This window comes from Streptomyces noursei (assembly GCF_016917755.1).
In the GTDB taxonomy this organism is placed as follows: domain Bacteria; phylum Actinomycetota; class Actinomycetes; order Streptomycetales; family Streptomycetaceae; genus Streptomyces; species Streptomyces yunnanensis.
Genome location: NZ_CP070326.1, coordinates 1,790,889 through 1,814,531, shown reverse-complemented (window position 1 = coordinate 1,814,531; position 23,643 = coordinate 1,790,889). Strand labels below are relative to the sequence as shown.

24 protein-coding genes and 1 riboswitch are annotated in these 23,643 nt (G+C 73.5%); of the genes, 7 read left to right on the top strand and 17 right to left on the bottom strand.

Going from position 1 to position 23,643, the window contains the following annotated elements:
- Positions 1–43 precede the first annotated feature (43 nt).
- On the bottom strand, positions 44–838 hold the full coding sequence (locus JNO44_RS07805) for a PE-PGRS family protein (RefSeq protein WP_240167477.1): 795 nt from the start codon (positions 836–838) through the stop codon (positions 44–46).
- 541 nt (positions 839–1,379) lie between these two features.
- Between JNO44_RS07805 and JNO44_RS07800 the strand changes: the two genes are divergently transcribed.
- A complete protein-coding gene (locus tag JNO44_RS07800; RefSeq protein ID WP_205362499.1) occupies positions 1,380–2,054 on the top strand; it encodes a class I SAM-dependent DNA methyltransferase in 675 nt (224 codons plus the stop codon).
- 29 nt (positions 2,055–2,083) lie between these two features.
- On the opposite strand, the gene JNO44_RS07795 is transcribed toward JNO44_RS07800, so the two are convergent.
- The 11 genes from JNO44_RS07795 to JNO44_RS07745 all read right to left on the bottom strand — a co-directional run bounded on the left by JNO44_RS07795 (position 2,084) and on the right by JNO44_RS07745 (position 12,971).
- Positions 2,084–2,596 carry a MarR family winged helix-turn-helix transcriptional regulator gene (locus JNO44_RS07795; RefSeq protein WP_205362498.1) on the bottom strand — a complete coding sequence of 171 codons (513 nt, stop codon included), beginning with the start codon at positions 2,594–2,596 and terminating at the stop codon, positions 2,084–2,086.
- Positions 2,597–2,650: 54 nt separating this feature from the next.
- Complete coding sequence (locus JNO44_RS07790) at positions 2,651–3,562, bottom strand: alpha/beta fold hydrolase (protein ID WP_205362497.1); 912 nt, start codon at positions 3,560–3,562, stop codon at positions 2,651–2,653.
- 87 nt (positions 3,563–3,649) lie between these two features.
- Positions 3,650–4,300 carry an isochorismatase family protein gene (locus JNO44_RS07785; RefSeq protein ID WP_205362495.1) on the bottom strand — a complete coding sequence of 217 codons (651 nt, stop codon included), beginning with the start codon at positions 4,298–4,300 and terminating at the stop codon, positions 3,650–3,652.
- Positions 4,297–5,001: an SRPBCC family protein gene (locus JNO44_RS07780; protein ID WP_205362493.1), complete on the bottom strand. Its 705-nt coding sequence runs from the start codon at positions 4,999–5,001 to the stop codon at positions 4,297–4,299. Before JNO44_RS07780 ends, JNO44_RS07785 begins: the two co-directional genes overlap by 4 nt.
- Positions 5,001–5,576 carry a (2Fe-2S)-binding protein gene (locus tag JNO44_RS07775; RefSeq protein ID WP_205362491.1) on the bottom strand — a complete coding sequence of 192 codons (576 nt, stop codon included), beginning with the start codon at positions 5,574–5,576 and terminating at the stop codon, positions 5,001–5,003. Before JNO44_RS07775 ends, JNO44_RS07780 begins: the two co-directional genes overlap by 1 nt.
- Positions 5,573–7,966, bottom strand: a complete 2,394-nt coding sequence (locus JNO44_RS07770; protein ID WP_205362490.1) for a xanthine dehydrogenase family protein molybdopterin-binding subunit — start codon at positions 7,964–7,966, stop codon at positions 5,573–5,575. The genes JNO44_RS07775 and JNO44_RS07770 overlap by 4 nt, the downstream gene beginning before the upstream one ends.
- A complete protein-coding gene (locus JNO44_RS07765) occupies positions 7,963–8,838 on the bottom strand; it encodes an FAD binding domain-containing protein (protein WP_205362488.1) in 876 nt (291 codons plus the stop codon). Before JNO44_RS07765 ends, JNO44_RS07770 begins: the two co-directional genes overlap by 4 nt.
- A 40-nt stretch (positions 8,839–8,878) precedes the next feature.
- Entirely contained in the window at positions 8,879–10,147 is a 1,269-nt protein-coding gene (locus JNO44_RS07760) for an FAD-dependent monooxygenase (protein WP_205362486.1), read from the bottom strand.
- Positions 10,148–10,200: 53 nt separating this feature from the next.
- The gene (locus tag JNO44_RS07755; protein ID WP_205362484.1) at positions 10,201–11,250 is read right to left on the bottom strand and encodes a 2,5-dihydroxypyridine 5,6-dioxygenase NicX family protein; all 1,050 of its coding nucleotides are present in this window, start codon (positions 11,248–11,250) and stop codon (positions 10,201–10,203) included.
- Positions 11,251–11,556: 306 nt separating this feature from the next.
- A complete protein-coding gene (locus tag JNO44_RS07750) occupies positions 11,557–11,775 on the bottom strand; it encodes a ferredoxin (RefSeq protein WP_205362482.1) in 219 nt (72 codons plus the stop codon).
- 5 nt (positions 11,776–11,780) lie between these two features.
- Positions 11,781–12,971, bottom strand: a complete 1,191-nt coding sequence (locus tag JNO44_RS07745; RefSeq protein ID WP_205362480.1) for a cytochrome P450 — start codon at positions 12,969–12,971, stop codon at positions 11,781–11,783.
- A gap of 141 nt (positions 12,972–13,112) precedes the next feature.
- On the opposite strand from JNO44_RS07745, the gene JNO44_RS07740 reads away from it, so the two are divergent.
- Entirely contained in the window at positions 13,113–13,745 is a 633-nt protein-coding gene (locus JNO44_RS07740) for a TetR/AcrR family transcriptional regulator (protein ID WP_205362478.1), read from the top strand.
- Positions 13,746–13,898: 153 nt separating this feature from the next.
- Positions 13,899–14,375 (top strand): hypothetical protein, encoded by a 477-nt coding sequence (locus JNO44_RS07735; protein ID WP_205362476.1) that lies wholly within the window; start codon positions 13,899–13,901, stop codon positions 14,373–14,375.
- 94 nt (positions 14,376–14,469) lie between these two features.
- On the opposite strand, the gene JNO44_RS07730 is transcribed toward JNO44_RS07735, so the two are convergent.
- The gene (locus JNO44_RS07730; RefSeq protein WP_205362474.1) at positions 14,470–14,868 is read right to left on the bottom strand and encodes a hypothetical protein; all 399 of its coding nucleotides are present in this window, start codon (positions 14,866–14,868) and stop codon (positions 14,470–14,472) included.
- Positions 14,869–15,043: 175 nt separating this feature from the next.
- Between JNO44_RS07730 and JNO44_RS07725 the strand changes: the two genes are divergently transcribed.
- Together JNO44_RS07725 and JNO44_RS07720 are read left to right on the top strand one after the other, a co-directional pair.
- Entirely contained in the window at positions 15,044–16,108 is a 1,065-nt protein-coding gene (locus JNO44_RS07725; protein WP_205362472.1) for a hypothetical protein, read from the top strand.
- Positions 16,109–16,177: 69 nt separating this feature from the next.
- Positions 16,178–16,265, top strand: a riboswitch (ZMP/ZTP riboswitch).
- 27 nt (positions 16,266–16,292) lie between these two features.
- Positions 16,293–17,162 (top strand): bifunctional 5,10-methylenetetrahydrofolate dehydrogenase/5,10-methenyltetrahydrofolate cyclohydrolase, encoded by an 870-nt coding sequence (locus JNO44_RS07720; protein WP_205362471.1) that lies wholly within the window; start codon positions 16,293–16,295, stop codon positions 17,160–17,162.
- 7 nt (positions 17,163–17,169) lie between these two features.
- Here JNO44_RS07720 and JNO44_RS07715 read toward each other — a convergent pair whose 3' ends face one another.
- Positions 17,170–17,613: a hypothetical protein gene (locus tag JNO44_RS07715; protein WP_205362470.1), complete on the bottom strand. Its 444-nt coding sequence runs from the start codon at positions 17,611–17,613 to the stop codon at positions 17,170–17,172.
- A gap of 319 nt (positions 17,614–17,932) precedes the next feature.
- Between JNO44_RS07715 and JNO44_RS07710 the strand changes: the two genes are divergently transcribed.
- On the top strand, positions 17,933–19,327 hold the full coding sequence (locus JNO44_RS07710) for a DUF5685 family protein (protein ID WP_205362469.1): 1,395 nt from the start codon (positions 17,933–17,935) through the stop codon (positions 19,325–19,327).
- A 133-nt stretch (positions 19,328–19,460) separates the two neighbouring features.
- Positions 19,461–19,973: a GNAT family N-acetyltransferase gene (locus tag JNO44_RS07705; protein WP_205362468.1), complete on the top strand. Its 513-nt coding sequence runs from the start codon at positions 19,461–19,463 to the stop codon at positions 19,971–19,973.
- An 88-nt stretch (positions 19,974–20,061) separates the two neighbouring features.
- Here JNO44_RS07705 and JNO44_RS07700 read toward each other — a convergent pair whose 3' ends face one another.
- The 3 genes from JNO44_RS07700 to JNO44_RS07690 all read right to left on the bottom strand — a co-directional run bounded on the left by JNO44_RS07700 (position 20,062) and on the right by JNO44_RS07690 (position 23,268).
- Complete coding sequence (locus JNO44_RS07700; protein WP_205362467.1) at positions 20,062–21,333, bottom strand: cytochrome P450; 1,272 nt, start codon at positions 21,331–21,333, stop codon at positions 20,062–20,064.
- 94 nt (positions 21,334–21,427) lie between these two features.
- Positions 21,428–22,225 carry an ABC transporter permease gene (locus JNO44_RS07695; protein WP_205362466.1) on the bottom strand — a complete coding sequence of 266 codons (798 nt, stop codon included), beginning with the start codon at positions 22,223–22,225 and terminating at the stop codon, positions 21,428–21,430.
- Entirely contained in the window at positions 22,222–23,268 is a 1,047-nt protein-coding gene (locus tag JNO44_RS07690; RefSeq protein ID WP_205362464.1) for an ATP-binding cassette domain-containing protein, read from the bottom strand. Before JNO44_RS07690 ends, JNO44_RS07695 begins: the two co-directional genes overlap by 4 nt.
- Positions 23,269–23,643: the final 375 nt, after the last annotated feature.

Here is a 23,643-nt window from a genome sequence, read left to right as displayed (position 1 = left end):
CGGTGCCCGTCCGTCGTTCCGGCTCGGGAATTCGACCGTGCTGTCAGCCGACAGCCGGTTCACGCGGGGGACCCCGCAAGGACATCGCATGCGCCAGCAGCAGCTGCCGCACCGCGCACCGCGGCTCCTGCCGGGCGGGGCGCGGGACCGGACGGGACGCCGGCAGCACCGCCCGCAGCACCAGCAGCAGGGGCGCGAACAGCCAGGCGGACACGCTCCGTACGAGCCGGAACGCCGCCCGCTCGCCGCCCCACAGCCACCACGCGCTGAGCAGGGCGACCAACAGGTGCGCCGCGAGCATGCCGCCGGCGCTGCCGTGCATGCCCATGGCGGACATATCGGTGTGTGCCGTGCCCAGATGGGACATCGCGCCGTGCGACAGGCCCGTCCCGCCCATGCCGCCCGAGGAGTCCATCGAACCCATCGAACCCATCGAGCCCATCGACCCGGTCGCGTCCGGCAGCCCCATCGGGGTCTGCGCCCGCGCCGCGTCGATCTCCTGGAGCGACAACCCCTGGGCGCCGCAGAGCCAGGTGTTCGCCCACGCGCGGGCGAGGGCGGCCCGGTCCGTGCCGGCGCCGGCCATCGCCTGCCCCAGGGAGAACGCGCTGTGCAGGGCGGCCTGGGTGCCGACGGTCAGCAATCCCACCAGCACGGGGCCGCGTTCGCGTGCGGCGAAGCACCAGGCCCCGGCCGCGGTCGCCAGACCGGCCGCGAGCAGCATCCAGCCGGGCACCGCGGCATCCGACATCACCGCGTGCCCGAGCGCAGCCAGGAGCACGCAGACCGCCGCGAACACCGCGGCGCGCAGCCCCCTGAGAACGTGCCCCGCATCCATGACAGGCCCCATCGTCGCACCTCGCCCCCGGAAGGGAGCCGGGAGGTCCGCAAGAGGCGCACTTCGGTGCACCGGCGCCGCTACCCGGCGTCGTTCCCCGACCGCGCCGCCGATCCGCCGCCGCAGGGTGTCCCGGACCTTCGGCCAGGTGCTCCTGCCGACCGGCTGGAACGCGGCGTTGGGCATCTGGTCGATGAACTCCCGCAGGGCGCGTTCGGACCGCTGCGCCCGCAGGCGCTCGGAGCCCGAGACGGTGACCGGGGGAAGGCCGCGTGCGCGTACGGGACGCGGGCCCGGTCGGCCGCATGGAGGAGCATCGGGTAGGCCGGCAGCATCCCCACGTCTCCCTTCAGGAAGGCGTGACGCGTTCTCGGCGCCCATCCGGGATGCCCGGGGCGTGCGCCGGCACCGGTGAACGGCCCACCGCACGCGCACGGCTGGCACATTGTGTCATGAGGGCAATGGGTGTCGGACGGTCGCGCCTTGCATCAGCCGTACTCCGACGGACGCGTCGGCGCCGGCTCCGCTACTGTCCTCCGCCATGACCGTCTCCGATGCCACCTCCCCGCCCGAACCGTCCTTCCTGCGCAGCGTCCGGACCGCCTACGACACCGTCGCCGCGGACTACGAACGACTGCTGCGCACCGCCCTCGCCGAGATGCCGATGGACCGCGCGATGCTCGGCGCCTTCGCCGACCTGGTGCGGGCGGACGGCGCCGGCCCGGTCGCCGACCTCGGCTGCGGCCCCGGCCGCATCACCGGCCATCTGCACGCGCTCGGTCTGGACGTCTTCGGCGTCGACCTGTCGCCCGAGATGGTGGCCGTGGCCCGCAGGGCGCACCCGGAGATCCGGTTCGAGGAAGGCTCGATGACGGGGCTGGACCTGGCCGACGGCGCGCTCGCCGGCGTCGTCGCCTGGTACTCGATCATCCACACCCCGCCGGAGCGACTGCCGGCGGTCTTCGAGGAGTTCCACCGCGTCCTCGCCCCGGGCGGCCGTCTGCTGCTCGCCTTCAAGGCCGGTGACGAACTCCGCCACCTGGACCACGCCTACGGCCACGACCTCTCACTGGACGTCTACTGGCTGGCACCGGACCGGGTTGCCGAACTGGCGGGCCGGGCCGGGTTCGCGGTGGGGACGCGGGTGCACCGCGAGCCCGAGGGCCACGAGAACGGTCCGCAGGCATACCTGTTGGCCCGGAAGCCGGCGGAGTAGCCGCCGGCGCCGGGCTGTTGGGGGGCCGGTCAGGAATCCCCGGCCAGGCCCTCCCAGCGGTCGGCCAGCGACGTCAGCAGATGCATCACATCGGCGCGCTGCCCCGCGTCGTAGGGCGCCAACAGCCGCTCGTCCAGCTGCCGGGTCCGCTCGCGCGCCGCGTGCAGCGTCCGCTCGCCCTCCTCGGTCAGGAACAGCAGCTTGCGGCGGCCGTCGGCGGTGTCGGTGCGGCGGACTATCAGCCCCCGGCCCTCCAGCCGCCGGGCCACGTCCGCCATCGTGGAGGTGTCCAGCGCCACCGCCGACGCCATCGACCGCTGATCCCGTCCGGGCGTCGCGTCCACCGCGGTCAGCACCGCGAACTGCGGCCCGGTCAGCGTCGGATCGACCGCGCGCACCCACACGGCCAGATACGCCTGGTAGAGCCGGCGCACCTGATAGCCGGGCGCCGCTGTCAGGGCGTGCGGGATCGCCACACCGGCCTCGGCGGTGCGGGGAGCCTCGGGGGATCCGGGAGTGGAGGATGTGGTCTCGTCAGCCATGGGGCAACTCAATCACGGTGCACGGGGACGGCTCCCGCGGGCGGCCTGTCCCGCTCACCCCACCATGGGGCGCAGCGCCGCACGCAGCGCGGCCAGTGCGGCCGGCGGGTTGTCCCAGAAGATCATGTGGCCGGCGTCCGGGACCGCGGTCACCGCGGCCGACGGCAGCGACGCCCGCGCCTCCTGTGCCCCGGCCGCGGTGACCACCGGGCTCTGCGCGCCGTACAGCAGCGCCGTGCGGCCGGTGACCGCGGGCCACCAGGCGAAGAAGTCCTCGGTCTCGAAACCGCGGTGGGTGGCGGCGATCGCCCGCCGGTCGCAGCTGGACAACCACCGTGCCCGCAACTCCTGTTCCCGACGCGGCCACCGTGGCCACGACCGGGCGACCTCCTCGGCGTCCGTACCCCGCTCGGCCTCCGCCAACTGCCCGAGGAACGCCGCCAGCGTGGTGGGGTACGGGCCGCGGCCCGGCCCGCTCATCGGCGGATCGGCCAGCACGCTGCCGCCGATCGCGACCCTGCCGCGGGCCGCGACCACCGCCGCGATCCGCGCGCCCATGGAGTGCCCGAACAGCAGCGGCCGGGCCAGCCCGAGCCCCCCGATCACCGCCTCGGTGTCCTCGGCGTAGACCTCCAGCCGGTAGCCGCGCCCGTCGCTGTCGCTGTCGTCGTCGCCGTCCGCCGGGCCGTCGGCACTCCCGTCCGACAACCCGCGCCCGCGCACGTCGATCACCAACGGCCGCACCAGATCGGTGAGTTCCCGCACCACGAAGTCCATGGTGACGGCCGGGCTGGTGATGCCCGGCAGGACCACCAGGGCGGGCCCGTCCCCGCCGTAGTCCAGGACGTGCAGCCGGGTGGCGCCCGAGCGCACCCACCGGCTGGTGGCCGGCACGTCGGCCAGGTCCGCCAGCGCGGACTGGAGAACGGACCGGCCGGACGCGGCGGGTCGCCGGGACTGAGGCATGGCGGTCACCTTCCTGAGGGTGCAAGCGGAGGCGGGGCGGGAGACGGGGCGGGCGACGGGCACGGCGGATGCTGCGGTCGTGGCTGCTCAGCCGCCCGCCGGCCCGCCCAGATAGCCGATCGCGTCCGCCAGCGCGATGACATCGCCGTACTTGGCCTGGATGTCGAAGAGGGCGGCGTCGTGCGGGCCCGCCGCCCGGTCCCCGACGCACTCCCGCGGCACCAGCACCGGGAATCCGGACTGCACCGCGTCGACCGCGGTGGCCCGTACGCAGCCGCTGGTGGTCGCGCCGCACACCACCGCGGTGTCGCAGCCCAGCCCGGTCAGGGTGGCGGCCAACGGGGTGCCGAAGAACGCCGAGGCGCCCTTCTTGACCACCAGCGGATCGCTCTCCCGCCGCGGCAGTCGCGGATCGAGGGCGACCGCCTCGCTCCCCTCCAACAGGGTGCCCAGGCCCGGTGCCTTGCGCAGCCAGGTGATGTGGTCACCGCCCACCTCTGCGGAGGTGTAGGCGATCGCGGTGAACACGACCGGGACGCCGGCGGGCCGGCCCGCCTCGATCAGCCGGGCGGTGGCCGTGACGACCTCGGTCAGATCGGCACCGGTCGGGAACCGGTCCTCGGTGAACCCCCGGGTCAGATCGACGACGATGAGCGCCGGCCGTCGACCGCGACGCACCGGGGCGCCGAACCCGGCCCGCTCGTAGGTCCGGTCGGTGGCCGTCCCGTAGTGGCTCATGCCCGCCCCCGGCGCAATGTCCGCAGCTCCCGCCGCATCCCCGCGAGCCGCCCCAGCAGCCAGCCCTCGCCCACCCCGACCGCGAACGCGACGGCCAACGGGCCGTACTTGGCCAGCGCGGGCCGGACAGCGGGTCCAAGGAGAACCGACAGACCGTCAAAATCCGTGATTGAGGCGGTGGTTGGTGTCGACGCCGGCACCCGCCCGGCCGCCGGCGCCGCTGTCGTCGCCGGCGCCGTCGTCGAGGTGCCGTCCCGTTCGGCCTCCAGCAACCCGCCCAGGTTCCGGGCGAACTGCTCCAGGATCCGCGTCGAGACGGTCCCGATCGCGCCCTTGCCGAACTGGGCCAGCTTGCCCCGGATCACCAGATCCGTCACCAGCTCCAGCCGCGCACCCTCCGGTGCCTCGGCGACGGTCAGCGTCACCTCCGCCTCCGCGTCGCCGTTGCCGTGGGCGTCCGCGCCGCGGGCCTGCACCCGCAGCCGTCGGCGGTCGGCGTCGGTCTCCAGGAACCGCACCGTGCCGGCGTACGCGGCCGTGATCGGCCCGACCCTGACCCGGACCCGCCCCTGCCAGGCATCGCCGTCCCGGCCGTCGAGCACCGCGCCCGGCATGCAGGACGCCACCCGCTGCACGTCGTTGACCAGGGCGAACACCGCATCCGGCGCGGCGTTCACCGGCACCGTGTTGCTGAGCTGCATCACTTCTCCTTCCGGACGTCCGACCGGGCCGCCCGCCGGGCCGCGGCGCACTGTTCGATCGCCTCGACGATGGGCTGGTAGCCGGTGCACCGGCACAGGTTGGCGGCGACCACCTCGCGGATCTGCTCCCGGTCGGCGTCCGGCCGCTCGGCGAGGAAACCCTCGGCGAGCATCAGGAACCCGGGTGTGCAGAAGCCGCACTGCAGGGCGTGCCGCTCCCGGAACGCGCGCTGCAGATCGCCGAGTTCGTCGGGCCGGCCGCAGGACCCCGCCGACAGCGATTCGACGGTGCGGATCCGGGCCCCCTCCGCCTGCGCGGCGAACATCAGGCAGGCCCGCACCGGCCGGTCGTCGACCAGGACCGTGCAGGCGCCGCAGATGCCGTGCTCGCAGCCGACGTGGGTGCCGGTCAGCCGCAGTTCGTGGCGGAGCACGTCCACCAGCGTGCGGCGCGGCTCGGTGATCACCTCGTGCCGCTCCCCGTTCACGTCGAGGACCATCAGCTGGAGCTCCGGCGCCTGCAGGGCGAGGGCGTCGGCGTCGGCGGCGTCGGGCGGCCGGGGGTGCGTGGTCATCGGGTGCTCTCCTGGTAGTGCCGGCGGTGCAGCGCGCGGTGCACCGTCTCCGGGGTGATCGGGGTGTCGTCCAGTTCCACGCCGGTGGGGCGCAGGGCGTCGTTGACGGCGTTGAGCACGGCCGCGGGGGCGCCGATCGTGCCGCCCTCGCCCGCGCCCTTCGCGCCGGTCTCGGTGAACGCGCACGGCGTCTGCAGGTGGTGGATCGCCACGTCGGGGATCTCGTGTGCGGTGGGCACCTTGTAGTCCATGAAGCTGGTCGCCGACGGCTCGCCCTGGGCGTCGTAGGTCACCCGCTCGAACAGCGCCCCGGCGATGCCCTGGGCGATCCCGCCCCGGCACTGGCCCTCCACCACCTGGGGGTTGATGGCCACCCCGCAGTCCTCGACGCAGACGTAGCGCAGGATCTCCACCCGGCCGGTGTCGGGGGCGAGTTCGACGACGGTGCCGTGTGTGGCGTTGGAGAACGTGCCGTCGTTGAAGACGTCGAACGACGCCGTGGCGGTGAGCCCCGGCTCGATGTCCTTGGGCAGCAGATCGGCTCGTAGGTAGGCGAGTTCGGCCAGTTCGACGTAGCCGATCGCGGTGTCGGGATCGTCCCGGCGGAACACCTCGCCGCGGCCGAGGGCGGTCCGGTCCACGGGAACGTCCCAGCGGGCCGCGGCGAGCGCGCGCAGCTTGTCGCCGAGCCGCCCGGCGGCCAGCCGTACGGCGCTGCCGCCGATCGCCGCCGAACGGCTGGCGAAGGTGCCCCAGCCGTAGGCGATCCGATCGGTGTCCCCCTGGTGCAGCCGCACCTTGTCGATGTCCAGGCCGAGTTCGTCCGCGACGATCTGCGCCAGGGTCGTCTCGTGGCTCTGCCCGTGGCTCATCGTCCCGGTGGTGACGGTCACCGCCCCGCTGGGGTCCATCCGCGCCTCGGAGAGGTCGAAGCCGGGGACGACCGCCATCCTCCGCTGCGCGAAGGCGGCGGAGCCGTAGCCGGTCCGCTCGCTGAAGCAGGCGTATCCGATGCCCAGGTGGCGGCCCTCGGCGCGGGCCGTGCGCCGCTTCTCGTACCAGCCCTCCGCGCGCAGCGTCCGCTCGCACAGGTCCAGCGATTCCCGGTAGGAGCCGGGGTCGTAGGTGATGCCGTTGACGCCGGTGTAGGGGAAGGAGGTGATGAGGTTGCGGCGGCGGATCTCCACCGGGTCGAGGTCCAGTTCCCGGGCGGCGCGCTCGAACAGCCGCTCCATGACCATCACGTACTGCGGGCGGCTGACCCCGCGGTACGGGGCGGAGGGCGCCTTGTTGGTGGCCACCGCCCGGCCGCGCACCCGATAGGCGGGCACGGTGTAGACCCCCGGCATCTCCGCGGCGGCCATCAGCGGTTCGATGCCCGCGGTGAACGGATAGCAGGAGTAGGCGCCCATGTCGCACACCACGTCCGCGTCCAGCGCCAGGATCCGGCCGTTCGCGTCGAAGGCGGCCCGCACGTCGTAGTGCTGCTCGCGGGCGAGGAACGACGCCGACAGCGCGTCCTTGCGGTCCTCGATCCACTTCACCGGGCGCCGCAGCCGGAGCGCGGCCGCCGCCGTGGCGATCTCCTCCCGCCCCACCACGCACTTCAACCCGAAGCCGCCGCCCATGTCGGGCACCACCACCCGCACCGCCCGCTCGGCCAGGTGCAGGCACCGGGACGCCACCGTCCGCACCTGGTGCGGGACCTGGGTGCAGGTGTGGAGGACCAGCTGCTCCTCCCGGTCGTCCCAGTGCGCCACCGCGCCCCGGGTCTCCAGCGGCAGGGCGTTCTGCCGGCCGGTGCGGGCCTCGACCCGGACGACGCGGTCGGCGGTGGCGAAGACCTCGTCGATGCCGTCGGTGGCGAACAGCTCCACGTCCACCAGGGTGTTCCGGGCGGCCTCGGCGTGGACCAGCGGCGCGTCGTCGGCCAGTGCCGCCGCCTCGCTGGTCACCGGGGGGCGGACGACGTAGCGGACCCGGGCGGCCTCGACGCCGTCCTCGGCGGCATAGGCGTCGCGGGCGACCACGATCGCGACCGGCTCGCCGACGTACCGCACCCGGTCGCGCGCCAGTACCGGCATCGCCGTGGGGACGAACTCCTGTGGCGGGCGATCGAGTTGGGCGACGATGTCGCCCGCCGCCAGGTCCTCCGCGGTGAACGCGGCGATCACCCCCGGCACCGCGCGCACCGCGCTCAGATCGATCGCGGTGATCTCGCCGTGCGCGACCGTGCTGCGGACGAACTGCGCGTGCAGCGTGCCCGGCAGCGCGATGTCGTCGACGAACCGCCCGCGCCCGGTCAGCAGTCGGGGGTCCTCCCGCCGCGGCACGGACCGCCCGATCAGCCGCCCCTCGCCCTCCCGCGCACCGTCCTCGCCCCGGGTCATCGTCGCCCCGCCTCCCGCCGCTCCGTCGCTTCCGCCGCCTCCGTGCAGGCCCGCTCGACCAGGGCCCGGACGAGCTGCCGCCGGTAGGCCGTGCTGCCGCCCGCGTCGTCCGGTGGATCGACGGCCGCGGCCGCCACCGCCGCGCACTCGGCGAACGATCCGCCGCCGGCCAGCACCGCCTCCGCCGCCGGCACCCGGACCGGCACCGGCGCCACCCCGCCGAGCCCCACCCGGCCTCCGCGCACCCGGCCTGCGCCGATGTCGAGGTCCACCACCGCCGACACGAGCGCGAAGTCCCCCTTGCGCTCGGCGAATTCGGTGAGCGCGGCGTGCGGCGCGGGCCGCGGGAAGACGATCTCGGTGAGCAGCTCGTCGGGCTCCAGGACGCTGGTGTACGGGCCGAGGAAGAACCCCTCGGCCGGGAGCAGGCGTTGCCCACCGGGGCCGGCGACGCGCAGCCGGGCGCCGAGGGCGACCGCGAGCAGGCACCACTCGGCGGTCGCGTCGGCGTGCGCGATGCTGCCGCCGACCGTGCCGCGGGCCCGGATCGGCAGATGGCCGATCCAGCCCATGGCCCGGCGCAGCACCGCGAATCCGGTGCCCAGCACCTCGTCGGGGGCGGTCTCCACGGTGTGATGGGTCGTCAGCGCGCCGATGCGCAGGGCACCGTCGGGCCCGACGCCGAGGTGGTCGAGTTCGCGCAGGGCGCCGATGTCGACGAGGTGACGCGGCCGGGCCAGCCGGAAGTTCATCATCGCGACCAGGCTCTGGCCGCCGGCGATGACCTTGGCGTCCTCGCCCAGCTCGGCCAGTAGCTGGGTGGTGCCGTGGACGTCGCGGGCTCGGTGGTAGCGGAAGGGGGCGGGTTTCATGGGCTTCCTGTTCGTGTCGTCAGGCCGGTGCGGTGGGGCCTCAGCGGGCGAACGGATAGGAGAACGCCACCTGGTCGGGGTCGTTGAGCGGGGTCCCGCGCCACAGCCAGTCGTAGGAGAGGTCCGACTCGCCTTCGAAGCGGCGCAGTTGCGCGTCCCGGGCCCGCTGCTCGGGGCCGTCGGGGAAGTGGTAGAAGGTCTTGTTCTGCAAGGACGCCTCCTGCACCATCCCGGCGTGCTTGGCGCGCCGGTCGACGTACCGGCGCAGTGCCTGCGACACCCCGGAGACGGTGACCGCCCCCAGCTCCTCGGCCAGCACCGCGGCGTCCTCCATGGCCTGCGAGGCACCCTGCGCCTGGTAGGGGAGCATGGCGTGGCAGGCGTCGCCGAGCAGCGCCACGTGCCCGTCCGTCCAGACCGGGTCCCGCCGCCGGTGGTAGAGGGCGAAGCAGCCGACGTTCTCCTTGGCCTTGGACAGCATCGCCGGCACCCGGTCGTCCCAGCCGGGGAAGGCGTCCACCAGGTCCTGCGGGGTGGCGGGCACCGTCCACTTCTCGGCGACCTCGTCGGTGCACGGCACGCAGGCCACCACGTTCAGATACGCGCCGCCGCGGATCAGGTAGTGGACGAGGTGCCGTTCGGGCCCGTACCAGATGGTGCTCTGGAAGCGGTCCACCAGCCAGCGGGTGGCCGGGTCGGCGGCGATCAGCTCGCCCGGGATCAGGGCCCGGTAGGCCATCTCGCCGGAGAACAGCAGGGTGTCCGGCGCCCCGATCAGCTCCCGCACCCGCGAGCGGACGCCGTCCGCGCCGATCAGCACGTCGCCGGCGAACCGCCGCCCGTCGTCGGTGACCGCCACCGGCCGCTCGGACCGGGTGCGGTCCAGCTCGACCACCCGGCTCGCGGTGTGCATCGTCACGACCGGGCCCGGACCGGTCGGATCGAGACAGGCTTCCATGATCACCTGGTGCAGATCGGCGCGGTGGTAGTGCCAGTACGGGGCGTCGAACCGGTCCTTGCACGCCTGGCCGAGCGGCGTGAGCGCCACCACGCGGCCGTCCTGCCAGCGCCGCCGCACCTGGTCCAGCGGCTCGGTGTGGATCGCCTCCAGCTGCCGGCGCAGACCCAGCCCGAGCAGGATCCGGCTGGCGTTGGGCGCGGTCTGGATGCCGGCGCCGACCTCGCCGAGCAGCGGTGCCTGCTCCAGGACGGTGACCCGCAGCCCGCGCTGGCGCAGCGCCAGCGCCGCGGTCAGGCCGCCGAGACCGCCGCCGGTGATGGTGACTTCGTAGGACTGGCTGGGCACCACGTTTCCTCCAGGACGTTCCGCACGGACACGACGGGACAGGACGCGGTGGCCGGTCAGCCGTCGGCGGGCCGGGCGTCGTCGACGAGCCGGCCGTCCACCACCACCTCCGTCCCGTCGACCGTCACCGAGCAGCCGCGCATCGCGATGTCGAGGTGGGCGTAGGACTCCCGGCCCAGTACGGGGTGCGGGCCCGTCGACCACAGGAAGTTGCCGGCGAAGGCCCGGGCGTCCATGCCCATCAGCTCGTCCTTGCCGTACATGGCGGTGGCGAACCAGTCGGCGGTCCGCATCAGCCCCCAGCCCAGGTGCGACAGGCTGCGCGCCCAGGTGTCCCCGGAGTCCTCGAAGAACGTGGTGAGCAGGTCGGCGTCGGCGCCGCCGCCGACCTTCTCGATGTGGCCGCCGGTGATCTGCAGCGTCACCGGCTCGCGGACGTACTCCTTGAACGGCAGCAGGATGTCGCCCGGCGCCAGCACGATCTGCCCGTCGGAGAGCTCCGGCCAGCACAGCACCATGGTGCTCGGCCAGTGGTCCCACCGGCCCGGATCGTCGGCGAAACCGCACTGGAACTCCGGGCGGGAGCCGCTGAGCTGGACGGTCAGGTCGGTGCCGGCGGCGGAGCGCACCCGCATCTGCGACGACCGCCGGAGCAGCTCGACGCCGCGCAGCACCTCGGCCTTGTCCTCCTCCTTGGGGAGGTTGCGGATCAGCACCTCGGGGGCGTCGCAGACGAAGAGGATGCGGGTGCCGGCCCGGAGGATCTCCTGCTGGACCGGGGCGTGGATGAAGCCCTCGCGGGTCAGATCGACCACCAGGTCCGCCGATTTGAGCAGGTCCTGGGCGGTGGTGTCGTTGAGGACGGAGGTCAGCCCGGGGCCGGCACCGGTGTGCGTGCTGGGCATCGGCGCGGGCGTGCCGCCGGGGACGGTCGCGGCGATGACGTGCGCGCCGCACGCCTTGGCCGCGCCGAACGCCGCCGCGACATAGTCGCCGCGACTGTCCGGCTCGGCCAGCACCACGACGTGTTCGTCGCTGCGCAGTTTGCACAGCCGCAGCTGGCGGGTGAAGACGTCGAGCAGATCGACGGACGAGAGGTCGAACACGGGGACCCTCCAGAAGACGCGTTCGGGGGCTGGGTGGTCGTCGGTGCGTGCGGCGGGACGCTGCCGGCCCGTCGCCGTGGTCCTGTGGACATGCTCTGATCTGTGGTGATGCCATGCTGATGGCACCCCGACGAAGATAATCCGAACACGTACTATCTCGCCTTGGCAAGGGGTGCGCGCCGAGTTCGCCCACCCGGATCCCCGATCGACCGTCAGGACCGTGTCTCCCGCGGCCCGATCGGCGCCCGGGCACGCGCAGCGGGGCGCGGCCCCCGGCCGCGCCCCGCCAACTGCCCCCGGATCCCGCTACGACAGGGGGCCGATCACCTGCCCGGAGGCGTCCCGCACCGTGATGGCCATCGCCGGGCACACCTCGGCCGCGTCCAACGCCCGCTCGTCCTCCGGGATCTCCTCCCGCACCGCCCGGGCGCGCGGCCCGTCCAGCGCGAACAGCTCCGGTGCGATCGCCGGGCAGGAACCCGAGGCGATGCACAGCCCCGGATCGATCTCCACCTTCCACGCCATCGCGCTCACCACCCCACCGGCAGGACCCGCGGACCGCGCACCAGCATCTGGGTCTTCCACTCGATGTCCCCGGCCACGTGCAGCCCGGGGAACCGGGTGATCAGCGCGGAGAGCGCCTCCTGGAGCTCCAGCCGGGCCAGCGGCGCGCCCAGGCAGTGGTGGACGCCGTGCCCGAAGCCGAGGTGCTGGGTGCCGGTCCGCTGGATGTTCAGCTTCCCCGGGGCGTCGAACCGCAGTGCGTCGCGGTTGGCCGCGCCCATCGCGACCAGCACGGGCTCGCCGGCCCGCACCAGCGTGCCCCCGACCTCGATGTCCTCCGTGGCGTACCGCGCCTGACCCGCACCGCTCCCCAGGGGGACGAACCGCAGTAACTCCTCCACGGCGCCCCCGATCAGCTCGGGCTGCTCCCGCAGCAGGGCCAGCTGTTCCGGGTGGTCCAGCAGTGCCAGTACGAAGTTGGGGATCTGGGTGGCGGTGGTCTCGTGCCCGGCGACCAGGATGCCGACGCACAGATCGACCAGTTCGAGCTCCGACAGCCGGTCGTCGACGTCCCGCGCGTCGATCAGCGCGGTCATCAGGTCGTCCTGCGGATCCTTCCGGTGCTGCGCGATCAACTTCCCCATGTACGCCCGGAGTTCCTCGCGATTGGCGTCGAACTCCTCGGCCGTCAGGGAACTCGTCGACAGGGCGGCGTCGCTCCAGGCCCGGAACTGCGGCCGGTCCTCGGTCGGCACCCCCAGCAGCCGGCAGATGACCGCCACCGGGATGGGCAGGGCGTAATGGTCGACCAGGTCGACCGGCGGCCCGGCCGCTTCCAGCTCGTCGAGCAGCTCCCGGGTCAGCTCCCTGACCTGTGGCCGAAGTCTTTCGACCTGACGGACCGTGAACGCCTTGGCGACCAGGGTGCGCAGTCGGGTGTGATCGGGTGGATCCATGCTCAGGATGCCGCTGTCGCGGCTTCCCTCGGACTGTCGGGGCTCATCGTGCTTGATGCCCTCGGCCCGGCTGAAGCGCTGGTCGCCCAGGACGAACCGGGCCTCGGCGTACCGCGTCACGAGCCAGGCCGGCTCGCCGTATGCCAACTTGACCTTGAGAAGACCGGGGCTACTGCGCACCCGCTCGTACTCCGCCGAAAGATCGAGGCTCTCAGCGATATTGAAGGGGTAGGAGACGGGTGCTGTGCCGGCTGTGGTCACGGTGACCTCCCTTGTGTAAGCACCTGCTTACAACGGTAGGACGTGCGCTCGGGGCGGTCAACGATGGATTGTGGCCGTCGTCATGGCCGGCACGGCGGGCCACGGTGGTCATCTGACGGACCGATGGAAAGGGGAGTGGCGATGCGGGAGGCAATGCAGGAGGTCGCGGCGCGGCCGGCGGGGGAGGCCCGGCGGGGCGGCGCCGCCGGCGAACACCGCCGGGACGCACAGAGCACCCGGCGGCTGTTGCTCGACGCCGCCTCGGAACTCTTCGCCGAGCGCGGCTACGAGCGCGCCACGGTCCGCGACATCGCGGCCCGGGCCGGTGTCAACCAGGCCCTGCTGTTCCGCTACTTCGGCTCGAAGAAGGCGCTGTTCGGCGAGGTGATGGCGCGCGGCGGGCACGAGCAGCTGCGCAGCACCCCCGCCGAGCGGCTCTTCGACGTCGCGCTGCGCGGCATGCTCGCCGAGGGCCGCGGCCCCGGTGCCGACCGGTCGCTGGAGGTCTGCCTCCGCTCCATCGGCGGCAGCGACGAAATCGCCGAGGCGCTGCGGGGGCTTGGTGACGAGTACGCCGAGGTGTTGGCCACCCTCTCGCGGGCCGAGGACGGCGCGCTGCGCGGCGATCTGGCGCTGTCCTGGCTGCTGGGCATCGGCCTGATGCGCGTGGTGGTCGGAAAGGAGCCACTGGCCAGCGCCGATCCGAACACCGTCTCCCGCCTGGTCGGGGAGGCCCTGGGCTCCCTGCTGGAAGGACTGCCGAAGACGGAGTGACACCGTGCGGCAGGGGGTGTGCTCGGGGTGGCGCGGCCGGTGCTGCGTTCCGGTGACCCTCCGGCGGGTCTCCGCGCAGGGCTGGATGGCCGACCTATTGTCGCGATTGCAGCAGAATGTTCCTTTTCTGCCCAGCCGAGTAAAGGTGGAAGAATGCTTCGTTCGATTCCTCGCGGGCTCGCGGTGGCCGGCCTCGCCGCGGCCACCCTGGTGGTCCCGGCGGCGGGCGCCGCCACCGCGACGACCCCCAGCAGTGCGCACACCACGCTGTGCCCTGCCCACAGCCGGTGCCACGCCAAGCCCGCCCGCCACCACGGCAAGGGCGGCAGCCACGAAGGCCGGCACGGGCACGCCCGTTACGACGACGGTTACGGGCGCAGCAGCGAGCACCGTCGCTACGACGACGACTACGGCCGCCGGGACGACGACTACGGCCGCCGCGACGACGACGGCGGCCGTCGCAGCGACTCGGGTCGGCGCGACGACGACTCCGGGCGCCGCGGTGACGACTCCGGGCGCCGCGGCGACTCGGGTCGGCGCGACGACGACAGTCGCGAGGAGTCGGCCCGCCTCGCCGACGGCCTGGGCCGGCACGGCCTCCTCGGCCTCGACTTCCTCGGGCTGCTCTAGTCGTCGAGTTTCACCGCGTCGCCACCCCAGTGGGCCCGGGTCCGGTACCCGGGCCCACGGGCATGAGGGGGCGCCGCCCTCCCCGGCCGGGCCGTCACGGGTGTGCGAGCGGCCGCAATCCGCCGTGCACCGGTGTCAGTTCGGTCGCGTACCGTGCCGGTGGCACCGGAAGGGTGCGGCGCGGCGGCAGCACGTCCGGCGCCCGGTGCGGCCGCAGTGCGGTCAGCGCCAGCTCGGTCTCCTCCATCAGCGCCCGGTAGGACACCAGCCGTTGCCATTCGGGATCGGCGACCCCGGGCACCGTCGCGCACCGCTCCGTCCAGATCTTCACCAGCCCCGCGTACACGGGGGTCTGCCGGACGACCTCGGCGTTGATCCGCGGCGGCGCGGGTGCGACCTCCGTGCCGGGCGGCAGCGACGGGTCCACCGGAGGGCGGGGGACGAAGGCGGTTCGGCCGTGGCCGGCAACGGTGACGGATGAGGGAACACTCATGGCCGTTGAAACGATGCGTCCCGACGATCGGTCACTGCGGATACGCCCGGTCGGCCCCGTATGCCCCGTCTCATGACATCCCAAAGCACTGCGCGCGATGCGGGGAATATCACCTCTTACAGTGATCTCTCATTGAGAACCGGACCAACACCGGCCAAAAGGCGTTGACGCTGACATGGAACCGAGGGAGTTGTGGGAGCGCCACGCGGTACTCGCACAGGCGTTTTGCATCAGCGATGACGAGGTCCGCCGGACGCAAGGACTCCTCGACGAGGCCGAGGCCCGCCGCTCGCGGACCCTGGCCGCCTTCGCGGTGACCGTCGGCAGCGACGAGGTGGTCGCCGATCTGCTCGGCCTCGACGCCCGCGAGGTGCGCCTGGCCCGCCGTACGGTCGGCAAGGACGACGCCCGTGCGGTGGCCAAGAGCCTGCTCGACGAGTCGGCCAGGGAGCGCCGCGCCGCCCGCCGGGCCGACACCTCGGAGCGGCCGGAGCGGCCGGAGCCGAACCGGTCCATCTCGCCGGCCGCCGCGGCCGCCGCGGCAGCGGCCGCGGCCGCTGCGATCGGCAACAGCTGGCCCCGGGCCACCACCGCCGGCAGCGCGACCTCCATCCCCGTCGCCCCGGCCGCCCCGCCGGACGCCACCCGCATCCCACCGCGCCCGCCCGCGCCCGCGCCCGCACCCATGCCCCCGCCCGCCCCCACGCCCCCGCCCGTATCCGAACCGGCCTGGTCACCGGCGTTGGACGCGGTCCTGGTGCACAGTCACCACACCGGCGCCGACCTCTCCGCGCTCGCCGCCGAACTGGGCCTGGACGTGACGATCCTGGCCGCCCGCGCCCACCAGCTCGCCGCCGAGTCCCACACTGCCCGTCCCGCGGCCCCGGACCGCATCGGCCGCCATCGACGAATGGCCGACGTCCAACCCACCGCCCCGGCCGACGCCGGCCACCTGCCCCGCACCGAGGCACCACCGCCCCAGCCCCCGTACGAGCCGCACGCCACCTGGGCGTCGTCCGGCCACCCCGCCGCATGGGCGGCGCCACAGGATCCCTATGCCTCCTGGACGCCACAGGAGTCCCATGCCGCCTGGTCAACCCCACCGCCACCGGTGGCCCCGGCGCCCACCTGGGATCCCAGTGCCGTCACCGTCGCCCAGCACGACTGGGACGGCATCCTCAGCCAATGGGAGGCCGCCAGCGCGCCGTACACCTCCAGTCCGGGGCAACAATTCCCCTGACCCCGGGCGGCCCGCGCCGCCGCCCGCGAACACCCGTTCCCACCGTCTCCCGGCCATCGCCTAAAGTGGTGCGCGAGCCGTGACTGGCGCTTGGGTGGAGTACCACCGGGAAGCGGCTCGGCCACTTCGGCCAATGCCGTGCGCCTGGGCGATCCCGTACGACGTACGACGCTCAGGAGGCGCCATGTCGCAGACCACGTCCCCCACCGCCCGCCTGATGGACGGCAGCGCGCTCGCCCGCCGGATGGTCGAGGAGGCCGCCGAGCGCGCCGCGGCACTCGCCGCGCGCACCGGCCGGGCGCCGTGCCTGGCCACCGTCCTCGTGGGCGACGACCCGGCCTCGGTCACCTACGTCCGGATGAAGCGCAACCGCTGCGCCAAGGCCGGCGTCCAGTCGCGGCACATCGCGCTGCCCGCCGACACCACCACCGCCCAACTGGTCGACACCATCGGCGAGTTGTCGGACGACTCCGGTGTGCACGGCATCCTGCTCCAGCACCCGGTCGGCCCGCACATCGACGAGCGCGCCGCCTTCGAGGCCATCGCCCCCGAGAAGGACGTCGACGGGGTCACCGCGCACTCCTTCGCCGCGATGAGCCTCGGCATGGACGGCTTCGCGTCCTGCACCCCCGGCGGCATCATGCACCTCCTGGACCACTACGACGTCGATCTGACCGGCAAGCACGCGGTGGTCGTCGGGCGCAGCGCGATCCTGGGCAAGCCCGTGGGGATGCTGCTGCTCGGCCGCGACGCCACCGTCACCTACTGCCACTCCCGCACCACCGACCTCGCCGCCCACACCAGGGAGGCCGATGTGCTGATCGCCGCGGTCGGTCGTCCCCGCTTCCTCCACGGCGACCAGCTCAAGCCCGGAGCCGTCGTCATCGACGCCGGCTACAACCCCGGGAACGTCGGCGACGTCGATTTCCCGTCCGCGGCGGCGGTCGCGAGCCTGATCACCCCCGTGCCCGGCGGTGTCGGCCCGATGACCATCGCCACCCTGCTCACCCAGACCGTCGACGCCGCCACCCGGCAGCTGGGGGCGGCGGGCTGAGGCCCGATCACGCCACCGTGACCGTGGCTTTCCAGAGCCGGACCAGGTGCGCGCAGAGCGAGCCGGGGGCGGCGTGACAGGTCCGCTGCGCGGTGAGCGTGGCGGTGCCCCGCCCGGCCGCGACGAAGCGCCCGGTGGCGCCCCCGGCCGGTGTCACGCCGGCCGTCGTGCGCCGGAGCACCGCGGTGCCGCCGGCGGTCGGAGCGCTCCAGGTGTAGGTCGTGCCGCCGGTGCGCTCACCGGTGAGCCGGACCTCGATCACGTCCCCGGTGTGCACGGTGAGCGTCCGGCCGTTGTCCGCGTCGGCGAGCAGGACGCCGTGGGCCGCGGTGGCTCGGACCGCACGGGGGAGGGCCGGGCCCGGCGCGGCCGGCGCCGTGGCGGAGGCCGTTCCCATGCCCAGTGCCGCACTCGCGGCACACGCCGCGGCCAGATACCTCGTTGCCTTCATGGGACTCCAAATGCCGGAAGAGGACTGTCGGTCGAGTGCCGGGCGCGGGCGCGGCCCGGTCGTCCGCGCGGTGGCGCCGTCATGCTCCCAGGCGGGGCGGATCGGTGGTATCAGCAGAAAGGGTGAACGGCGGCGGGGGCGGGCGGGTTGATCCGGTCAGGGTGAGACCCGGTGCGGGGCTCGGCGTGATGCCGGTTCGGTGCCTGGGGTGTTGCCCCGCGCGCGGGGTGTGCGCGCAGGTCACGGGACCGGTCGGTAGCATTCCCTGCCGCCGCAGCTGCCGGCTCATGTTCATGTCACACGGGGGGTTTGCTCTTACATGTTCGGAATCGTCAGGCCCTGTACCCATCGGCTGACCCAAGGGCTCAAGACCGAGTGGATGGCCCACTTGTGCGGCCTGTGCCTGGCGCTGCGCGCCGACCACGGCCAGTTCGCACGGATCGTCACCAACTACGACGGGCTGATCGTCTCGGTGCTGACCGACGCCCAGTCCGGCCGGGCCGAACTCCGACGCCGCACCGCCGGCCCGTGCCCCCTGCGCGGGATGCGCACTGCCTCGGTCGCCCAGGGGGAGGGCGCGCGCCTCGCGGCGTCGGTGTCCCTCGTCCTCGCCTCGGCGAAGATCCGTGACCACGTCGCCGACGGGAACGGGGTGCTGCGCCGCCGTCCGATGGCCGCCGCGGCGCGCCGGGTCGCCGCGGGCTGGGACCGGGCCGGGGCCCGCACCGGCGCCGCACTCGGCTTCGACACCGCCGTCCTCGTCGACGCGGTGGACCGGCAGTTGGGCATCGAGGAACTGGCCGGCCCGGGGACGCCGCTGACGGTGATCACCGAGCCGACCGAGACGGCCACCGCCGCGGCCTTCGCGCACACCGCGGTGCTGGCGGGCCGGCCCGGCAACGCCGCGCCGCTGGCCGAGGCCGGCCGGCTCTTCGGCCGGCTGGCCCACCTCCTCGACGCCGTGGAGGACCGTACGGCGGACGCCGCCGAGGGCGCCTGGAACCCGATCACGGCCACCGGCGCCGGCCTGGCTGAGGCCCGCCGGCTGTGCGACGACGCGCTGCACGGCATCCGACTGGCGCTGCGCGACGTGGAGTTCACCGACTCCGCCCTGGTCCATGTGCTGCTGGTGCACGAACTGCGGCGCTCGGTGGACCGGGCCTTCGGGACGTCCTCCTGCTCCCACCAGGGCCACGGCGCGACACCCGGCCCCTACGACCCGCAGGGTGGGAACCCGTACGCCAACAATCCCTACGGGAACAACCCCTACGGGAACCCGTACGGGAACGGGGGCGTGCCCAATGGGGGTTCCCCGTACGGGCAGCCGCCGGTCGGCGGTCCGTACGCCGGTGGTCAGCAGCACCTGAACGTCCCGCAGGCCCCGGCCGGCGGCGGGCCGGTTCCGCCCGGCGGCTCGGGCGGTGGCTACGGCGGCGGGGACGGCGGCTCGGGCGGCGACGGCCGGTCGCCGCACTTCCCGCAGCCGCCGAGGAAGCCGCGCGGCTTCTGGGCGGGCTGCGCGGTGGCCATCGGGCTGTGCTGCACCTGCAAGGTCTGCTGCGCGTCGGAGTTCGAGGGGCCGTGGTCGCGCAAGACGCGCGAGGGCTGCTGCCACAGCTGTGACTGTTGCGACTGCTGCAACTGCGGTGACGGCTGCGGCTGCTGCTGCGACGGCTGTGACTGTTGCGATGGTTGTGGCTGTTGCGACTGCTGAGCGGCGTGGCGCACGGGAAAAGCAGGGGTGGGGTCCGCGGCGCGAGTGTTAGCGTCGGGTCCCTGTCACCGCGTCCCGGACCTCGGCGCCGGATTGCGCCGGTCGTCGGCCCCGCACCCAGAACGGAACTGCCGTGAGCACCACCTGGACCACCCGCCCCGAGACGCCCGAGGACGCCGCCGCGATCCGCGGGATCAACCTCGCCGCGTTCCCCTCCGCCGAGGAGGCCGACCTGGTGGACGCCCTGCGCGCGGACCCGGACGCCTGGATCGACGGCCTCTCCCTGGTGTCCCGGGCGCCGGACGGCACCCCCGCCGGGCACGCCCTGCTCACCCGCTGCCATATCGACGGCCGGCCCGCGCTGGCGCTGGCCCCGTGCGCCGTACTGCCGGCCCACCAGCGCCAGGGCGCCGGGACGGCCGCCGTCCGCGCCGCGCTCGACGCCGCCCGGGCGAAGGGCGAGGGCCTGGTGGTGGTCCTCGGTCACCCCGACTACTACCCGCGGTTCGGCTTCGTCCCGGCGTCCCGCTTCGGCATCCGGGCCCCGTTCGACGTGCCCGACGAGGCGCTGATGGCGCTCGTGCTGGACGCGTCCCGCGCCGTGCCGAGCGGAGTGATCCGGTACGCGGCGGCGTTCGGAATCTGACGTACCATCAGGCGCCGGTGTGCCGACGGGGTGTGCCCGGCCGCCGGTCGCGGACGGGCACACCCCGGACTCCGGGCGGCGCCGGGCCCTACGCGGCGTCCCAGGTGACGGGGAGGCGCTGCACCCCGTGCATGGACAGGTCGTTGCGCAGCGGCACCTCGTGCGGCGGTACGGCCAGCCGCAGCGTCGGGAAGCGGGTGAGCAGCGCGGGGAAGGCCACCCGCATCTCGACGCGGGCCAACTGCTGGCCCAGGCACTGGTGGATGCCGTGGCCGAAGGCGAGATGGCCGGTGGCCTTGCGCCGCAGGTCCAGGCGGTCCGGGTCGGGGAAGCGCTCCGGGTCGCGGTTGGCGGCCTGCAGGGAGACGGTCACCGACTCCCCGGCCCTGATCGACTGCCCGTCCAGCTCGATGTCCTCCAGCGCCGCTCGGACCCCGGTGTGGGCGATGGTGAGGTAGCGCATCAGCTCCTCCACCGCCTGCTCGGCGAGGCCGGGATCGGCGCGCAGGGCGTCGGCCTGGTCCGGATGGGTCAGCAGGGCGAAGGTGCCGAGCGAGAGCATGTTCGAGGTGGTGTCCAGCCCCGCGCCCAGGAGGAAGCTCCCGAGGCCGGCCAGTTCCTCGTCGGTGAGGTCGGTGCCGGTCAGGTCGCTGAGCAGATCGTCGGTGGGCCGGGCGCGCTTGGCGAGCACCAGCTCCCCGACGAACTCCTGGAGCGCGGCCATGGCGGCGTACTGGTCCTCCACCGACCCCTCCGTGCTGGACGCCGTCATGGCGTGCTGCTGGAAGCGCGCGCGGTCGGCGTAGGGCACCCCGAGCAGTTCACAGATCATCAGCGCCGGAACGGGGTGCGCGAACGCTTTCACCAGGTCGACCTGCGGGCCCTGCCGCTCCATGGCGTCCAGGTGCTCGGCGGTGATCTGCTCGACGCGTGAGGTCAGCTCGCGCATCCGGCGGACCGTGAACTTGCCCATGAGCAGCCGCCGGTAGCGGGTGTGGTGCGGCGGGTCGATGCCGGTCAGGTCGCCGACCGTGGCCGGCGGGAGCTCCACGGCCGGCATGCCCGGGAACGGCATGTGCATCAGCTCGTAGCGCGAACTGAAGCGGCGGTCGGCGGCCACCGCACGGGCCACGGAGTACCCGGTGGCCAGCCAGCCGAGGTGCCCGTCGGGGTACCGCATCCGGCGCAGCGGCTGTTCCTCGCGCAGTTCCGCCAGTTCGGCGGGCGGGGCGAAGGGGCATCCCTCGGGGCGGGTGATCGGCAGCTCGGCGAGCGGCTCCCGCGCCGGCCGCGCGGCCTTCGTGGACGAGGGCGTCGACGGTGCCGAGGACGTCGTAGGAGTCGCGGGTTCGTGTGACATGGGTCAAGTCCTCCCGTATGCAACGCAGTTGGGTGATCGCGTGGAGTGGTCGAGGTGTGGCGTGCCCGGGGCGCGGCGGAGCCGTCGGGCCCGGTCAGCGCTTGGCGTGGCGGCGGAGGGCGATGCGCGCCCACCCGTAGCCGGCCAGGGCGAGGCCGACGCACCAGGCGAGGGCGGCCAGCCCGCTGTTGCCGATCGGCGTGCCCGTCAGCAGGCCCCGCACGGTCTCGTTGATCGGGGTGAAGGGCTGGTACTCGGCGAACCAGCGGATGCCGGCCGGCATGGACTCCGGCGGGACGAAGGCGCTGCCCAGGAAGGGCAGGAAGGTCAGTGGCATCGGGGCGTTGCTCGCCGATTCGACGGTCCTGGCCACCAGCCCCATCGCGGCGGCCAGCCAGGTGAGGGCGAAGGTCAGCAGGGCGAGCAGGCCGATCGCGGCGATCCAGTCGAGGGGGGTGGCGTGCGGCCGGAAGCCGATGGCCAGCGCGACGGCGATGACCAGGGTGAGGCTGACCATGGTCTGGACGACGCTGCCGACCACATGACCGGTGAGCACCGAACCGCGCGAGATCGGCATGGTGCGGAAGCGGTTGATGATTCCCTCGGTCATGTCGGTGCACACCGACACCGCGGTGGCGACCGCGCCCGAGGTCGCGGCCATCAGGATGATCCCCGGTGCGAGGTAGTTGATGTACCCGCTCCGGTCGTCGGCGCCGTTCGGGAGCCCGATGCCGTTGCCGAGCGCTCCGCCCAGGACGTAGACGAACAGCAGCATCATCAGGATGGGCATGGCGACGATCGAGATCGTCATGGACGGATAGCGCCGCGCGTGCTTGAGGTTGCGCCGCAGCATCGTCATCGAGTCGCGCAGCGCGTACGAGGGGGTGCTCATCGGGCGTTCTCCATCCGGGAGTCGGGTGACCGGCGGGCCTGCGGGGACCGCTCTTCGTGCTGCGGACGGCCGGTGAGGGCGAGGAAGACGTCGTCGAGGTCGGGGGTGTGCACGGTGAGGGACTCGGCCTGCAGCGACGCGGTGTCCAGGGCGTCGAGCACGGCGCGCACGGTGGGGATCCGGCCGTCGCCGGGGATCTGCAGGGAGAGCGCGTCGCGGTCCGGTGTGGCGGCGCCGAAGAGGGCGGCGGCCGACTCCAGGTCGTCGAGGCCGGCGAACCGGAGGCGGATGTGACCGCCGGGCATCCGGCGCTTGAGCTCGTCCGCGGTGCCCTCGGCGACCAGCTTGCCGCGGTCCAGGACCGCGATGCGGTCGGCGAGTTGGTCGGCCTCGTCCAGATACTGGGTGGTCAGGAAGATGGTCACGCCGTCGTCGGCGACCAGACTGCGGATGATCTCCCACATGGTCCGGCGGCTGCGCGGATCGAGTCCGGTGGTCGGCTCGTCCAGGAAGATGATGCGGGGGTCGCCGACCAGGGTCATCGCCAGGTCGAGCTTGCGGCGCATACCGCCCGAGAAGGTGGCGACGGGCTTGGTCGCGGCCTCGGTGAGGTCGAAGCGGCGCAGCAGTTCGGTGGCGCGGCGACGGCCTTCGCGGCGGTCGAGATGGTGCAGGTCCGCCATCAGGAGGAGGTTCTCCCGGGCGTTGAGGAGGTTGTCCAGCGCCGCGAACTGACCGGTCACGCCGATCGCGGTGCGCACGGCGTCGGGTTCGCGGGTGATGTCGTGGCCCGCCACGCGCGCCTGGCCGGCGGACGCCGACAGGAGCGTGGAGAGGATCTGGACCGTGGTGGTCTTGCCTGCGCCGTTGGGCCCCAGCAGGGCGAAGACCGTGCCTTCGGGGATGGTCAGGTCGATCCCGTCGAGCACCACCTTGTCGCCGTAGGACTTGGCGAGCCCGACGGCCGATATCGCCGCGGGGCGGGTGGGGGTGCGCAGGGGCGAGGTCGTGGCGGCGGACGCCGCATGAGGCGTGAGGTCCATGACGCCATCATGGCACACGTCTGGCGCCATCGCGAGATTATTGGCGTCAGATGTGTGCCGTGATGGCGTCGGGTGGGTGATCGTGTCGCATGGTCGGGTGTGTCGTGGGGTGTGGCCTGGGTGCGTCCTGGGTGTGTTCGTCGACGTCAGGTGGGTGGTGGCCGGGGTGAGGTGCCTTGCGGTGCCTGCGATATGTGCCCGGCGCGGGTCGATGGTGCGGATGGTGTTAGGAGTGACGCCATGGTGGCGTCAGGTGTGGCGCCGCCGGTCGTGCCTTCGTCGCCGTCATGGTCGCGGCTGGCCGCCGACCTTGCGGGGACGGGCGAGCCCGACCGCGTCGACGGGCATCGGACGGTGTCCCTCCTGGCCCTCCGG

Excerpts from the sequence above, each read along its gene's own strand:
- JNO44_RS07805 (WP_240167477.1), bottom strand. The coding sequence starts at position 838 with ATGGATGCGGGGCACGTTCTCAGGGGGCTGCGCGCCGCGGTGTTCGCG.
- JNO44_RS07800 (WP_205362499.1), top strand. The coding sequence starts at position 1,380 with ATGACCGTCTCCGATGCCACCTCCCCGCCCGAACCGTCCTTCCTGCGC.
- JNO44_RS07795 (WP_205362498.1), bottom strand. The coding sequence starts at position 2,596 with ATGGCTGACGAGACCACATCCTCCACTCCCGGATCCCCCGAGGCTCCC.
- JNO44_RS07790 (WP_205362497.1), bottom strand. The coding sequence starts at position 3,562 with ATGCCTCAGTCCCGGCGACCCGCCGCGTCCGGCCGGTCCGTTCTCCAG.
- JNO44_RS07785 (WP_205362495.1), bottom strand. The coding sequence starts at position 4,300 with ATGAGCCACTACGGGACGGCCACCGACCGGACCTACGAGCGGGCCGGG.
- JNO44_RS07780 (WP_205362493.1), bottom strand. The coding sequence starts at position 5,001 with ATGCAGCTCAGCAACACGGTGCCGGTGAACGCCGCGCCGGATGCGGTG.
- JNO44_RS07775 (WP_205362491.1), bottom strand. The coding sequence starts at position 5,576 with ATGACCACGCACCCCCGGCCGCCCGACGCCGCCGACGCCGACGCCCTC.
- JNO44_RS07770 (WP_205362490.1), bottom strand. The coding sequence starts at position 7,966 with ATGACCCGGGGCGAGGACGGTGCGCGGGAGGGCGAGGGGCGGCTGATC.
- JNO44_RS07765 (WP_205362488.1), bottom strand. The coding sequence starts at position 8,838 with ATGAAACCCGCCCCCTTCCGCTACCACCGAGCCCGCGACGTCCACGGC.
- JNO44_RS07750 (WP_205362482.1), bottom strand. The coding sequence starts at position 11,775 with ATGGCGTGGAAGGTGGAGATCGATCCGGGGCTGTGCATCGCCTCGGGT.
- JNO44_RS07740 (WP_205362478.1), top strand. The coding sequence starts at position 13,113 with ATGCGGGAGGCAATGCAGGAGGTCGCGGCGCGGCCGGCGGGGGAGGCC.
- JNO44_RS07735 (WP_205362476.1), top strand. The coding sequence starts at position 13,899 with ATGCTTCGTTCGATTCCTCGCGGGCTCGCGGTGGCCGGCCTCGCCGCG.
- JNO44_RS07730 (WP_205362474.1), bottom strand. The coding sequence starts at position 14,868 with ATGAGTGTTCCCTCATCCGTCACCGTTGCCGGCCACGGCCGAACCGCC.
- JNO44_RS07725 (WP_205362472.1), top strand. The coding sequence starts at position 15,044 with ATGGAACCGAGGGAGTTGTGGGAGCGCCACGCGGTACTCGCACAGGCG.
- JNO44_RS07720 (WP_205362471.1), top strand. The coding sequence starts at position 16,293 with ATGTCGCAGACCACGTCCCCCACCGCCCGCCTGATGGACGGCAGCGCG.
- JNO44_RS07715 (WP_205362470.1), bottom strand. The coding sequence starts at position 17,613 with ATGAAGGCAACGAGGTATCTGGCCGCGGCGTGTGCCGCGAGTGCGGCA.
- JNO44_RS07710 (WP_205362469.1), top strand. The coding sequence starts at position 17,933 with ATGTTCGGAATCGTCAGGCCCTGTACCCATCGGCTGACCCAAGGGCTC.
- JNO44_RS07700 (WP_205362467.1), bottom strand. The coding sequence starts at position 21,333 with ATGTCACACGAACCCGCGACTCCTACGACGTCCTCGGCACCGTCGACG.
- JNO44_RS07695 (WP_205362466.1), bottom strand. The coding sequence starts at position 22,225 with ATGAGCACCCCCTCGTACGCGCTGCGCGACTCGATGACGATGCTGCGG.
- JNO44_RS07690 (WP_205362464.1), bottom strand. The coding sequence starts at position 23,268 with ATGGACCTCACGCCTCATGCGGCGTCCGCCGCCACGACCTCGCCCCTG.